General features: G+C 62.6%; 12 protein-coding genes. 9 read left to right on the forward strand and 3 right to left on the reverse strand.

Annotation, left to right across the window (positions count from 1 at the left end):
• Positions 1 to 51: 51 nt before the first annotated feature.
• A complete protein-coding gene (locus tag HAQ05_RS26785; RefSeq protein ID WP_202988126.1) occupies positions 52 to 1947 on the reverse strand; it encodes a methyl-accepting chemotaxis protein in 1896 nt (631 codons plus the stop codon).
• Positions 1948 to 2141: 194 nt separating this feature from the next.
• Between HAQ05_RS26785 and bamE the strand changes: the two genes are divergently transcribed.
• From bamE to mdoH, 9 genes are all read left to right on the forward strand, one after another.
• Positions 2142 to 2396 (forward strand): outer membrane protein assembly factor BamE domain-containing protein, encoded by a 255-nt coding sequence (bamE, locus tag HAQ05_RS26790; protein ID WP_190427122.1) that lies wholly within the window; start codon positions 2142 to 2144, stop codon positions 2394 to 2396.
• The gene (locus tag HAQ05_RS26795) at positions 2393 to 2959 is read left to right on the forward strand and encodes a lipocalin family protein (RefSeq protein WP_190427123.1); all 567 of its coding nucleotides are present in this window, start codon (positions 2393 to 2395) and stop codon (positions 2957 to 2959) included. Before bamE ends, HAQ05_RS26795 begins: the two co-directional genes overlap by 4 nt.
• A 110-nt stretch (positions 2960 to 3069) precedes the next feature.
• Positions 3070 to 3819 (forward strand): histidine utilization repressor, encoded by a 750-nt coding sequence (gene hutC, locus HAQ05_RS26800; RefSeq protein ID WP_190427126.1) that lies wholly within the window; start codon positions 3070 to 3072, stop codon positions 3817 to 3819.
• Between the two features lie 58 nt (positions 3820 to 3877).
• Positions 3878 to 4726: an ABC transporter permease gene (locus tag HAQ05_RS26805; protein ID WP_190427128.1), complete on the forward strand. Its 849-nt coding sequence runs from the start codon at positions 3878 to 3880 to the stop codon at positions 4724 to 4726.
• On the forward strand, positions 4723 to 5544 hold the full coding sequence (locus tag HAQ05_RS26810; protein ID WP_190427130.1) for a quaternary amine ABC transporter ATP-binding protein: 822 nt from the start codon (positions 4723 to 4725) through the stop codon (positions 5542 to 5544). The genes HAQ05_RS26805 and HAQ05_RS26810 overlap by 4 nt, the downstream gene beginning before the upstream one ends.
• Before the next feature lie 74 nt (positions 5545 to 5618).
• Positions 5619 to 6590: a prolyl aminopeptidase gene (gene pip / locus HAQ05_RS26815; protein WP_190427132.1), complete on the forward strand. Its 972-nt coding sequence runs from the start codon at positions 5619 to 5621 to the stop codon at positions 6588 to 6590.
• Positions 6587 to 7024 carry a D-aminoacyl-tRNA deacylase gene (gene dtd, locus HAQ05_RS26820; protein ID WP_190427135.1) on the forward strand — a complete coding sequence of 146 codons (438 nt, stop codon included), beginning with the start codon at positions 6587 to 6589 and terminating at the stop codon, positions 7022 to 7024. The genes pip and dtd overlap by 4 nt, the downstream gene beginning before the upstream one ends.
• Positions 7025 to 7361: 337 nt before the next feature.
• Positions 7362 to 9170 carry a glucan biosynthesis protein gene (locus HAQ05_RS26825; protein ID WP_190427138.1) on the forward strand — a complete coding sequence of 603 codons (1809 nt, stop codon included), beginning with the start codon at positions 7362 to 7364 and terminating at the stop codon, positions 9168 to 9170.
• Positions 9163 to 11730 carry a glucans biosynthesis glucosyltransferase MdoH gene (mdoH, locus tag HAQ05_RS26830; protein ID WP_190427140.1) on the forward strand — a complete coding sequence of 856 codons (2568 nt, stop codon included), beginning with the start codon at positions 9163 to 9165 and terminating at the stop codon, positions 11728 to 11730. The genes HAQ05_RS26825 and mdoH overlap by 8 nt, the downstream gene beginning before the upstream one ends.
• A gap of 54 nt (positions 11731 to 11784) precedes the next feature.
• On the opposite strand, the gene HAQ05_RS26835 is transcribed toward mdoH, so the two are convergent.
• On the reverse strand, positions 11785 to 12492 hold the full coding sequence (locus HAQ05_RS26835; protein ID WP_190427145.1) for a 16S rRNA (uracil(1498)-N(3))-methyltransferase: 708 nt from the start codon (positions 12490 to 12492) through the stop codon (positions 11785 to 11787).
• Positions 12489 to 13274 carry a twin-arginine translocase subunit TatC gene (gene tatC / locus HAQ05_RS26840; protein WP_190427148.1) on the reverse strand — a complete coding sequence of 262 codons (786 nt, stop codon included), beginning with the start codon at positions 13272 to 13274 and terminating at the stop codon, positions 12489 to 12491. The genes HAQ05_RS26835 and tatC overlap by 4 nt, the downstream gene beginning before the upstream one ends.
• Between the last annotated feature and the right edge of the window lie 51 nt (positions 13275 to 13325).

Consider the following 13325-nt stretch of genomic DNA (forward strand, 5'->3'; position numbering starts at 1 on the left):
GCGCATACCGTTAGCGCCGAAGCACGGCCTTGGCTGCGCCGGTAAAGCCGCTTATATCCTGAAGCTGCCCACCAGTTGCTTGAGCCGGCTGGCCTGTTGCTCCAGGTCGCCGCACGCCCGTAACGTCGCTTGCAGGTTTTGCACACCCTCTTGGTTGAGGGTGTTGATCTCGGTGATGTCTTGGTTAAGGGTATCGATCACCGCCGTTTGCTCTTCGGTGGCGGTGGCCACCGATTGGTTCATGCCGTCGATTTCGCCGATGCGCTGGGTTACGCTGCCCAACCGCTCGCCTGCCTGGTTGGCGATACCTACGCTGTTTTCACTTTGGCTTTGGCTTTCGGTCATCATGGCCACCGCTTGGCGGGCGCCCACCTGAAGCTCTTCGATGATTTTCTGCACCTGCTGCGCCGACTCCTGGGTGCGGTGCGCCAAGTTGCGCACTTCGTCGGCCACCACCGCGAAGCCGCGGCCGGCCTCGCCGGCCCGGGCGGCTTCGATGGCAGCGTTGAGCGCCAGCAGGTTGGTTTGTTGGGAAATCCCGGTGATGACCTCGAGGATTTGGCCGATATTCACCGTATTGCTGTTGAGCGTTTCAATGTTGCTGCACGAATCGCTGATCTTGCTCGACAGCTCGCCCATTACCGTGATGGTGCGCTCCACCACCTGCTGGCCTTCTTCGGCCAGGCCACGTGCGTCGCTGGAGTGCTGCGAGGCCAGCGCTGCGTTCTGGGCGATTTCCTGGGCGGCGGCGCCCAACCGGTTAACGGCGGCCGCCACGCTGCTGGTCCGGTTGGCCTGTTGGTCGCAGTTGTGCATCGAAGCGTTCGAGGCCTCGACCACCCGGCCTGCCACCTCATTGACCTGGGCGGTGGCGGACGACACTTCACGGATAGACTCATGAATGCGCTCGACGAAGCGGTTGAAGGCCATGCCCAGTTGGCCGAATTCGTCATTGCCGTGGATCACCAGGCGGCGGGTCAGGTCGCCTTCGCCTTCGGCGATATCCTCCATAGCGCGGCCCATCACGTTCAGTGGCGCCATTAACACCCGGATCAGCACACCCAGGAGCACGATGATGATCAGCACCGCGATCACGGTGGCGATGATGGCATTGGTGCGAAACTCATCGAGCATGCTGTAGGCCGCATCGCGGTCCAGCACTAGGCCCACGTACCAGTCTGCCGAAGGGATGCCATCGACATGGGTAAAGGCGACAAAACGGGTTTTGCCGGCTTGCTCGACTTCCTGCAGGCCAGGGCTGAGGCTCAGCGCCCCTTTTGGAAATGCCTGCGCCAGGGTTTGCAGCACTCGTTTGTCGTCTGGGTGGATGAGCACCTTGCCCGCGGCGTTGACGATGAACGCGTGGCCATGGCCGCCGAAATTCAGCGAGTTGATAATGGCACTGATACGGCTGAGGTCGATGTCCGCGGCGGCTACGCCGATCATTTGCCCGGCACGTTGCACCGGTGAGGCGACCGTGACCACCAGCTTGCCGCTAGAGGCCGCGATGTAGGGTTCGGTGACGATGGTTTGCCCGGCGCTGCTGGCGGCCTTGTACCAGCCACGGGCGCGCGGGTCATAGTCAGCCGGGCGGTTGCCGGCCGGTACCGAGAACATCAACCCGTCGCTACCGCCAAAATAGCTGAGCTGGAAGTTGGCCGGGTAGGTCGGCAGGCCGACGATGCTCGGCAAATTCGCAGGGTCCGCGCCCTGCACCTCGATTTGCTGGGCCATCGTTTGCACCAGCTCGATGCGGCTTTGCAGCCAAGTCTGAACGTTGCTAGTGGTCAATACGCCCAAGTCGCGCATGGACGCTTCGGTCTTACTGTATAGGCTTTGCCGCTGCCGGTAATCGTTGAACAGCACGAACAAGGTAAAGGCGATAACCACGATCAGCCCGGCGACCAGTAGGATCTTGTGGCTGAATTTCAGATTACGTGTGCGCATAGCTTAGTGGCTCGTAGCATGGGGCTCTCCGTTCGGTGTGAATGCAGCGATGCTGGCAAGGATGTCGGCAACGCCGGGGAAAACATGAACCCGGTATGGGCCACCTGCCTGTGCCGCTAGGCTGTTTTTTTCACCCGGCTGGAACCGCATGCTGCGGATGTTCTCAAAGGCTCACCCTGGCTCGGAGATTTTACATGTATGCCCGTGTTTTGGCCGTGTGTTGCTGCTGCCTTGCCCTCGCCGGTTGCAACAAGCTGACGATGGAAAACTATTCGAAAATCAAAACCGGCATGGGCCGCGCGCAGGTTGAGCAACTGCTCGGTAAGCCTGTGCAGTGTTCCGGTGCCCTGGCCATGGCCAGTTGTACCTGGGGCGATGAACAACGCTTCGTCAGCGTGCAATTTGCCGCCGATAAAGTGGCGCTCTATACCGAACAAGGCCTGCAATGAGAACTGGGGCACTGTGCCTCGGCCTGCTGCTGTTGGCTGCCCTTGGCGGCTGCGCCAACACCGGCGGGCCCGATATCCGCCCGCAGACCGCTGGGCGCGTCAACCTCAAGCGTTACCAGGGCACCTGGTACGAGCAGGCGCGCTTACCGATGTACTTCCAGCGCAACTGCGCCCAATCCCAAGCCACCTACCAGCTCAAGGCCGATGGCAGCCTTGATGTGCTTAACCGCTGCCGAACCCAGGCCGGCCAGTGGGAACAAGCCCACGGCACCGCGACGGCGCAAGTGGCAGGCAAAACCGACAAGCTCTGGGTACGCTTCGATAACGCTTTTTCGTGGCTATTCCCCGGTTTGGCCAAGGGCGATTATTGGGTGCTGTACGTGAGCGACGATTACCAGTTGGCCGTGGTCGGCGACCCCACCCGCAAATACCTCTGGCTGCTGTCGCGTCGCCCCACGGTCCCAGACGCTATCGCCCAGTTGCTGATGGCCAAGGCCCGCCAGCAGGGCTACGACACCCGCCGGCTGATTTGGCGCGCCGCCGACAGCAGCATTGGCCAGTGAAGCGGGGCGTTACGGTTGTATAGACATATGCAGCCCCGGGCCAGGCGGTTAAACTGCCCCCACCAGCGGCTGCCTGATGCCCGCTGCCTTTTACCGTTACAGGGGTTCACATGCCGACACCGCCCATCCCCTCTTCCTTGGCGGCGCAAATGGGGGAAAGCCCCGCGCCGCTGTATGCCCGTGTCAAGCAAATGATCAGCCTGCAGATCAGCAACGGCAGTTGGCCGCCCCACTACCGCGTGCCGTCGGAAAGCGAACTGGTCAATGAACTGGGCTTCAGCCGCATGACCATCAACCGTGCCCTGCGAGAGCTCACGGCCGAAGGGTTGCTGGTGCGCATGCAGGGGGTGGGCACCTTTGTGGCAGAGCCGAAAACCCAATCGGCACTGTTCGAGGTGCACAACATCGCCGATGAGATTCGCCAGCGTGGCCACCGCCACCGTTGCCAAGTGCTGGAACTCGGCGAGGCGGCAGCGGGTGCGCACTTGGCGGCGGCGTTCGATATTCGCGAAGGCTCGCGGCTGTACCATTCGGTGTTGCTGCACCTGGAGAACGACATACCGGTGCAGATCGAAGACCGTTACGTCAACCCGGCGGTGGCGCCGGATTACCTGCAGCAAGACTTCACCCGTGAAACCCCGTACGTGTACCTGAACCGCGTAGCGCCGCTGACCGAGGGTGAGCACCTGGTCGAAGCGATATTGGCCGAGCCGCACGAATGCCAATGGTTGCAGATCCCCGAGGCCGAGCCATGCCTGTTGATTCGCCGGCGCACATGGTCGGGGCGCCACCCGGTCACCCTGGCGCGGTTGGTCCACCCCGGTAGCCGGCACCGCCTCGAGGGGCGTTTCAGCCGTTGAGCCGTTTCGCTGCCAGTGTGGTCTAGGCTTTATTGGCCTTTGCCGACACGAGCGCCTCATGTTCCCAGACAGCCTTACATTCTCCATCGCCGATTGGGTCAACCGCTTCGTCGACCAGTTGGTGACCCGCTATGGCGATGCGTTGCGCCAAGTGTCCGACAGCCTGCTCTGGGCCTTGGTGGGGCTTGAGGGGCTGCTGCGCGCCACGCCCTGGTGGGTGTTGTTGCTGGTGGTCGGCGCGCTGGCCTGGCACGCCACCGGCCGGGTGCGCAGCGCGGTGTTGATCGCCGGCTTGTTGTTCCTGGTCGGCGCGGTGGGGCTGTGGGACAAACTCATGCAAACCCTGGCGCTGATGCTGGTGGCCACGGCGCTTTCGGTACTGCTGGGCGTGCCGCTCGGCGTGCTGGCAGCGCGCTGGCCAAGGCTGCGGCTGGTATTGATGCCCGTGCTCGACGTGATGCAGACCCTGCCCAGCTTCGTTTACCTGATACCGGTGCTGATGCTGTTCGGCCTGGGCAAGGTGCCGGCGATTTTCGCCACGGTAGTCTATGCCATCGCGCCGGTGGTGCGGCTCACCGACTTAGGCATCCGCCAGGTCGACAAAGAGGTCATGGAAGCCGTCAACGCCTTTGGCGCCACGCCCTGGCAACAGCTATTCGGCGTGCAATTGCCGCTGGCGCTGCCCAGCATAATGGCCGGCATCAACCAGACCACCATGATGGCGCTGTCGATGGTGGTGATCGCTTCGATGATCGGCGCGCGCGGCTTGGGCGAAGATGTGCTCACCGGCATCCAGACATTGAACGTGGGCCGGGGACTGGAGGCAGGCCTGGCGATCGTCGCATTGGCGGTCGCCATAGACCGTATCACCCAGGCCTATGGCCAACCGCGGCGGCGGGGAAAATGATGGCCAACATCGTTCTGGAAGGGGTCACCAAGGTGTTCGGTAACCGGCCCCAACAGGCCTTGCAGTTGCTTAGCGAGGGGTTGGGCAAGGACGAGATACTCGAACGCTGCCGGTGTGTGGTTGGGGTCGCGGACCTTTCACTGCACATCGCCGCCGGCGAGAGCTTTGTGATCATGGGGTTGTCCGGCTCGGGCAAGTCGACCTTGGTGCGCCACCTCAACCGCCTGATAGACCCGACTTGCGGGCGTATCTTGGTCGACGGCCAAGACGTGCTCCAGCTTGCGCCCAAGGCGCTGCGGGAGTACCGGCGGCACACCGTGAGCATGGTGTTCCAAAGTTTCGCGCTGCTGCCGCACAAAACCGTGCTAGCTAACGTTGGCTATGGCTTGCATCTGCGTGGCGATAGCCCTGCGCGCTGCACCGAGCAGGCCATGGCCTGGGTGGATACGGTGGGCCTGAAAGGCTTCGAACAGGCCTACCCCGAGCAGCTCTCCGGCGGCATGCGCCAGCGGGTGGGCCTGGCCCGTGCGCTGGCGGTCGACACCGATATCCTGCTGCTGGACGAAGCCTTCAGTGCGCTGGACCCGCTAACCCGCGCCGACATGCAAGACCAACTGCGCGCCTTGCAGCAGCGGCTGCACAAAACCATCGTATTCATCACCCATGACCTCGACGAAGCGCTACGCCTGGGCGACCGGATCGCCATCCTGCGAGACGGCCGCTTGATCCAGGTGGGCACCCCGCAGGATATCCTCACCCGCCCGGCCGATGGCTACGTTGAGCGTTTCGTACAACGGCGCAGCGCACCGGTGTTTTGAGCGCCGTCTATCTCCCTGCGCCGATTAGGGTTTATGATGCCTCCCGGCAGAACCTTCCCCTTACGGAGCGCCTGATGCAAACCTTGTACCCGCAGATCAAACCCTACGCCCGGCATGATCTGGTCGTGGAAGCGCCTCATGTATTGTATGTCGATGAAAGCGGATCGCCCCAGGGTTTGCCGGTGGTGTTCATCCATGGCGGCCCGGGCGCTGGCTGCGATGCTTCCAGCCGCTGCTATTTCGACCCCAACCTGTATCGCATCGTTACGTTCGACCAGCGCGGTTGCGGGCGCTCCACGCCCCATGCCAGCCTTGAAAACAACACCACCTGGGACTTGGTAGCCGACCTCGAGCGTATCCGGGAGCATCTGGGCATCGACAAATGGGTGCTGTTCGGTGGCTCGTGGGGCTCTACCCTGGCGCTGGCCTACGCACAAAAGCACCCCGAGCGGGTGCATGGGCTGATCTTGCGCGGGGTATTTCTCTGCCGCCCGCAAGAGATCAAGTGGTTTTACCAAGAGGGCGCCAACCGGCTGTTCCCCGACTACTGGCAGGATTACCTTGCGCCGATCCCGGCGGAGGAGCGGGGCGACCTGCTGCAGGCGTTCCACAAGCGCCTGACCGGCAGCGACCAGATCGCCCAGATGCACGCCGCCAAGGCCTGGTCGATGTGGGAAGGCCGCACCGCCACGCTGCGGCCCAACCCGCTGGTGGTCGACCGTTTTTCAGAGCCCTCGCGGGCGCTGTCGATCGCACGTATCGAAACCCATTACTTCGTCAACAACGCGTTTCTCGAACCAGACCAATTGATTCGCGACGTACATAAGATCGCCCACCTGCCGGCGGTGATCGTGCATGGCCGCTACGACGTGATATGCCCTCTGGATAACGCCTGGGAACTGCACCAGGCGTGGCCGAACAGCGAGCTGAAAGTCATCCGCGACGCCGGCCATGCGGCGTCCGAGCCGGGCATTACCGATGCATTGGTGCGTGCTGCCGACCAAATGGCCCGGCGCCTGTTGGACCTGCCCCTGGAAGAAGCATGAAGGCACTGCTGCAGCGCGTGAGCGCCGCACGGGTAGAGGTCGGCGGCGACGTGGTCGGCGCCATCGACCACGGCTTGCTGGTGCTGGTGGCGGTGGAGCCGGGCGACACCCCGGTGCACGCCGACAAATTGCTTCATAAGCTATTGGGTTACCGAGTGTTCAACGATGCCGAAGGCAAAATGAACCGTTCGCTGCAAGCCACAGGCGGGGGGCTACTGCTGGTGTCGCAGTTCACGCTGGCGGCCGATACCCGCAATGGCATGCGCCCGAGTTTTTCCAGTGCGGCCCCGCCGCCGGTGGCCGCGCAGTTGTTCGATTACCTCCTGGCGCGCGCCCGTGTGCAGCATCCCCAGGTGGCCAGCGGCCGGTTCGGCGCCGACATGCAGGTGCATCTGGTCAACGATGGCCCGGTGACCTTCTTGCTACAGGTTTGACTGCGGCTTCAATGTGCGCTGTTAGGCTCGGCCCGCCGTTATGGAGCAGATATTCACCGCCCAATTGGGTGCCCGGGGCCGCTTACCACGGGCTGTTTGCCTAAAAATGCGGTTTTGTAGCATAAATTCTTTATTCGCCCTGATGCGCTCTTAAGCGGCCTGCTAGATAATCGCGCGCCAGGGATCGCGGTTTACCAAACCGTTTTTGTTCGTACTTGAGAGGGCCGGTGTCTCTGAGGGAATCATTTACCCCTTTGAGAGTCGGAACAATGCTCGCCAACCTGGCTATTTTCAGCTGGCCGTTGGTTAAATGATCTGTTTTCGGCGAGGGTAGCTCGTGATTGTTAGTCCTTGTAACAACAAAGAAAGAACAACCGGCAGACGGCTATGGGCGGCCCTAACTGCGGGTTCAGCGTTGGTTTGCCTGCTGGGCGCCGCCCCGGCATGGGCGTTCAGCCTGGACGACGTTGGCGCCAAGGCCAAGGAACTGGCGGGGCAAAAATTCGAGGCCCCCAAAAGCAACCTTCCGCCCACGTTCCGCGACCTGAAATTCGCCGACTACCAGAAGATCCAGTTTCGCCGCGATAAGGTCGAGTGGGCCGACGAAAAGACCCCCTTCAAGCTGTCGTTCTATCACCAGGGCATGCAATTCGACACGCCAGTGAAAATCAACGAAGTCACGGCCACCACAGTCGAAGAGATCAAGTACGACCCAGCCCGCTTCGATTTCGGCGACTTGCAGATCGACCCCAAGAGCACCGAACACCTTGGCTGGGCAGGTTTCCGGGTCATGTACCCGATCAACAAGTCCGACAAGCTCGACGAAGTGATGACCATGCTCGGTGCCAGCTACTTCCGCGTGGTCGGTAAGGGCCAGGTGTATGGGTTATCGGCCAGGGGCCTTGCCATCGATACCGCCGCGCCATCGGGTGAGGAGTTTCCGCGGTTCAGGGAATTCTGGATCGAGAAACCCAACCCCGATGATAAACAGTTGATCATCTACGCCCTGCTGGACTCGCCGCGCTCCACCGGCGCTTACCGCTTTGTGCTGCGCCCGGGTACCGACTCGGTGGTCGATGTGCAATCGCGCGTGTACCTGCGTGACCAAGTCAGCCGCCTGGGCATCGCCCCGCTGACCAGCATGTATCTGTTTGGCGCCAACCAGCCAGCCAAGGTCATGAACTACCGCCGTGAGCTGCACGATTCCAGCGGCCTGGCCATTGCCAACGGCAACGGCGAGTGGATCTGGCGCCCGCTGAACAATCCCAAGCACCTCTCGGTGAGCAATTTCACCATCGAAAACCCCAGGGGCTTCGGCTTGCTGCAGCGCGGCCGTGAGTTCTACCGCTACGAAGACCTCGACGACCGCTACGACAAACGCCCCAGCGCCTGGGTAGAAACCCGCGGCGATTGGGGCAAGGGCACGGTGAACCTGGTGGAGATCCCCACCGGCGACGAAACCAACGACAACATCGTGGCCTACTGGAACCCAGAGAAGCTGCCAGACGCCGGCCAGCCGTTGGAATTCAATTATCGCCTGCACTGGACGATGGACGAAGGCTCCGTGCATGCGCCCGATGTAGCCTGGGTCAAGCAAACGCTGCGCTCTACCGGTGACGTGAAGCAGCCCAACCTGGTTCGCCAGCCCGACGGCAGCCTCGCGTTCCTGATCGACTTCGAAGGGCCCAAGCTCAAGGCCATGCTTGAGGACGCCCAGGTACGCAGCCAGGTCAGTGTCAGCGACAACGCCGACCTGGTCGAAAACACGGTACGCTACAACCCGGAAACCCAGGGCTGGCGCCTGACCCTGCGAATCAAGGTCAAGGACACGAGCAAGAACGTCGAAATGCGTGCCGCCTTGGTGCAAGACGTGGTCAACCCCGACGCCAAGGCCGATGCCGTCAAGGATGAGGCCGAGAAAGCGAAGGCCGAGAAGGCCAAGGTTGAGCACGAGAACACGGCCAAGGCCGGAAAAGTCGTGGCCAAGGCCGGAGACAAACCCGCGCCTGCCGAGGGCGCGCCGGCCGATACCGCCGATACGAAAGCCGAGCAGCCCGCCGAGGCTGCATCCACCCCAGCCGAGCCGGTCAAAACAGAAGAAGTGCTGACCGAAACCTGGAGCTATCAGTTGCCCGCCGATGACTAATTCACAGCAACAGCCAGAGTCGATCAGCGAATACCTGGCCCACCTGCCCCTGAACGAGCAACAGCGCGCGGAACTCGCGGGCTGTGGCTCATTCGCTGAGCTGCACGCGCGCCTGGCCGAGCAGCCCAGCGCCGACGGCAGTGCCCAGGCCTCGGTCGGCCCACGCCTCACGGTGGGCAGCGCGGCAGAACTGTACGAGCATGAAATGCTCGTGGTAGACGCTGCCGGGCGCCTCAAGCTGAAAGCCACCCCGCCTATCCATCGCACCCGGGTGGTACCCGAGCCGTGGAAGACCAACCCGGTCACCCGTGGCTGGCGGCGGCTCACCGGCAAGCCGCAAACACCGCAGCCTACCAGCGATGTACGCGACCTGCCCAAGGCCCGCTGGCGTACGGTAGGTTCGATCCGCCGTTATATTCTGCTGGTGCTGATGATCGGCCAAACGATCGTTGCCGGTTACTACATGAAAGGCTTGATGCCCTACCAGGGTTGGGCCTTGGTCGACCTACAGGAGGTGGCCCGCCAGCCCATCCTGGTCAGTGCCCAGCAGGTACTGCCTTATGTGTTGCAAACCAGCATCCTGATCTTGTTCGGTATCCTCTTCTGTTGGGTGTCGGCCGGCTTCTGGACGGCACTGATGGGCTTTCTCGAGCTGCTAACCGGGCACGATAAATACCGCATCTCCGGCGCCAGCGCCGGCTCCGAACCCATCGCCCCCGAGGCGCGCACCGCGCTGGTGATGCCGATTTGCAACGAAGACGTCCCGCGGGTATTCGCCGGCTTGCGCGCCACATATGAATCGGTGGCCGCCACTGGCGATCTGGATCGTTTCGACTTCTTCGTGCTCAGCGACACGTACGATGGCGACATCGCCGTGGCCGAGCAGCAAGCCTGGCTCGACCTGTGCCGCGAAACCGGCGGTTTCGGCCGCATCTTCTATCGCCGCCGCCGCCGCCGGGTCAAGCGCAAGAGCGGTAACCTCGATGACTTCTGCCGCCGCTGGGGCAGCGAATACCGCTACATGGTGGTACTCGATGCCGACAGCGTGATGACCGGCCTATGCTTGACCAGCCTGGTGCGGCTGATGGAAGCCTCGCCGGACGCCGGTATCGTGCAAACCGCCCCCAGGGCCTCGGGCATGGATACCCTGTATGCGCGCCTGCAACAGTTCGCCACGCGGGTGTATGGGCCGCTGTTCACGGCAGGCCTGCACTTCTGGCAACTGGGCGAATCCCACTACTGGGGGCATAACGCGATCATCCGCATGAAGCCGTTCATCGAGCACTGTGCCTTGGCGCCGTTGCCGGGCACGGGGGCGTTCGCCGGGGCTATTCTTTCCCACGACTTCGTCGAAGCTGCCTTGATGCGCCGGGCCGGTTGGGGTGTATGGATCGCTTACGACCTGCCCGGTAGCTACGAAGAGCTACCGCCGAATCTGCTCGATGAACTTAAGCGCGACCGCCGCTGGTGCCACGGCAACTTGATGAATTTCCGGCTGTTCCTGGTCAAGGGCATGCACCCGGTGCACCGCGCGGTATTCCTCACTGGGGTCATGTCGTACTTGTCGGCGCCGTTATGGTTCTTCTTCTTGGTACTGTCTACCGCGCTGCTGGCGGTCAATACGCTGATGGAGCCGGCGTACTTCCTGGAGCCGCGTCAACTTTACCCGCTGTGGCCGCAATGGCACCCGGACAAGGCGATCGCGCTGTTCTCTACCACAGTGGTGCTGCTGTTCCTGCCCAAGCTGCTCAGCGTGGTGCTTATCTGGGCGCAAGGCGCGAAAGAGTTTGGCGGTAAGTTCAAGGTCACTGTGTCGATGTTTGTCGAGATGCTGTTCTCGATGCTGCTGGCCCCGGTGCGCATGCTGTTCCACACCCGCTTCGTGCTGGCGGCATTTCTCGGTTGGGCGGCGGTGTGGAATTCGCCGCAACGCGATGACGACTCCACCCCGTGGAGCGAAGCGGTGCGCCGTCATGGCTCGCAATTCGTGCTCGGTGCGCTATGGTCGCTGCTGGTGTGGTGGCTGAACCCGAGTTTTCTGTGGTGGCTCGCGCCCATCGTGGTGTCGTTGATGCTGGCGATCCCGGTGTCGGTGATTTCCAGCCGTACCAACCTGGGCCTGCGTGCCAGGGATGAGCACTTCTTCCTTATCCCGGAAGAGTACAACGTGCCCGAAGCGCTGGCGGCGACTGACCGCTATACCCACGAAAACCGTTACCACGCGCTCAAGGATGGTTTCGTGCGCAGCGTGGTCGACCCCCGGCAGAACGCCCTGGCATGTGCCCTGGCGACCGCCCGCCACGTGCCCGGCAACCCGTTGATCGAGGTGAACCGCGAACGCTGGGTCGCCAAGGCGCTGGAGGGCGGCCCCGAGGCGATCAAGGGCAACGACCGCTTAGCCCTGTTAAGCGACCCGGTGGCGCTGGCGCGGCTGCACCAGCGGGTGTGGGAAGCGCATAGCGAGGTGTGGCTCAAGGCTTGGCGCGACTCGCTCGCGGCAGACCCGCATGCCCCGGCCCTGCCGTTGCAACCTGGGGCCAAGGCTGCACAATTGGCCTAACCCCAGCAGTGGCCGGATTCTAGATTCAAAGCTAGAACCTGGCCACGGCGCGGCTCAGAACAAGCGAGCCAGCAGCGCGGTGACCGCAGTTTCGACACGCAGAATGCGCTCGCCCATTTGCACCGGGTTTAGCCCGGCTTTACCCAACAGGTCAATTTCATAGGGGATCCAGCCGCCTTCCGGGCCGATGGCCAAGGTCACTGGCGTGTCGACTGCGCGTGGGCAGGCGGGGTAGGGGCCCGGGTGGCCGACCAACCCCAACGTGCCGCTTGCCAGTGCTGGCAGGCGGTCTTCGGCGAATGGCTTCAGGCGCTTCTCGATCACCACCTGCGGCAGCACGCTGTCGCGTGCTTGCTCAAGACCGAGCACCAGTTGTGCGTGGATGGCTTCAGGTTGCAAGAACGGCGTTTGCCAGAAGCTTTTTTCCACCCGGTAACTATTGACCAGGATGAGCTTCGGCACGCCCAAGGTCGCAACCGTTTGAAACACCCGGCGCAGCATTTTTGGCCGTGGCAAGGCCAGCACCAGTGTCAGCGGCAGTTTCGCCGGCGGCGGCTGGTCGAAGCTCACCGACAGCTCGGCTTGCTCTGCGCTCAGGCGCTCGATCACGCCTTCCCCGAGCAGCCCGCCCAGCCGCCCAACCCGCAGGCGGTCGCCCACGGCGGCACGGTGAACTTCATGCAGGTGGGCCAGGCGGCGATCATGCAGGACCACCCGGCCGGCCGAGATGAAGTCGGCCTCTTCGAGCAGCAGCAGGTTCACATGCGGGGTACGGGTGGTTTGTCGTCGTCGCCTTGCGCCTGCTCGGCGTCGCTGCGCCGGCGAATCAGCCCGCCACACAGCACGCCGACCTCGAATAACAACCACATGGGCACGGCCAGCAACGTTTGCGAGAAGATATCCGGGGGGGTCAGGACCATGCCCACCGCGAAACAGCCGATGACCACGTAAGGCCGTGCCTTTCTCAGGTATTTGACGTCTACCACGCCGATCCATACCAGCAGTACCACCGCCACCGGGATTTCGAACGCCACGCCGAAGGCGAAGAACAGCGTCATGATGAAATCCAGGTAACTGGCGATGTCGGTCATCATCGACACGCCTTCAGGGGTGGCGGCGGCGAAGAACTTGAACATCAATGGAAACACGAGAAAGTACGCGAAGGCCATGCCGGCGTAGAACAGGAAAATACTCGACACCAGTAACGGCACGGCGATGCGTTTTTCGTGCTTGTACAACCCCGGCGCGATGAAACCCCAGATTTGGTACAGGATGATCGGGATCGCCACGAACAGCGAAACGATCATGGTCAGCTTGAACGGCGTGAGGAACGGCGAGGCCACGTCGGTGGCGATCATCGTCGCGCCGGGCGGCAGGTATTGGCGCAGGGGCGCCGAAACGATGGTGTAGATTTGCTGGGCGAAGGAGAACAGCCCGGCGAAGACCAAAAACACGGCAATCACACAGCGTAGCAGGCGCGTGCGCAGTTCAGTCAGGTGAGACACCAGCGGCATGGGCTGGTCGTTTTCCGGCAGTTCACTCATGGGGTTTTTGTCGGGTTATGCGGCGCTGGGGGGTCGGCCGCGGGCACGGGG

It is taken from the genome of Pseudomonas typographi (genome assembly GCF_014694385.1).
Classification (GTDB): domain Bacteria; phylum Pseudomonadota; class Gammaproteobacteria; order Pseudomonadales; family Pseudomonadaceae; genus Aquipseudomonas; species Aquipseudomonas typographi.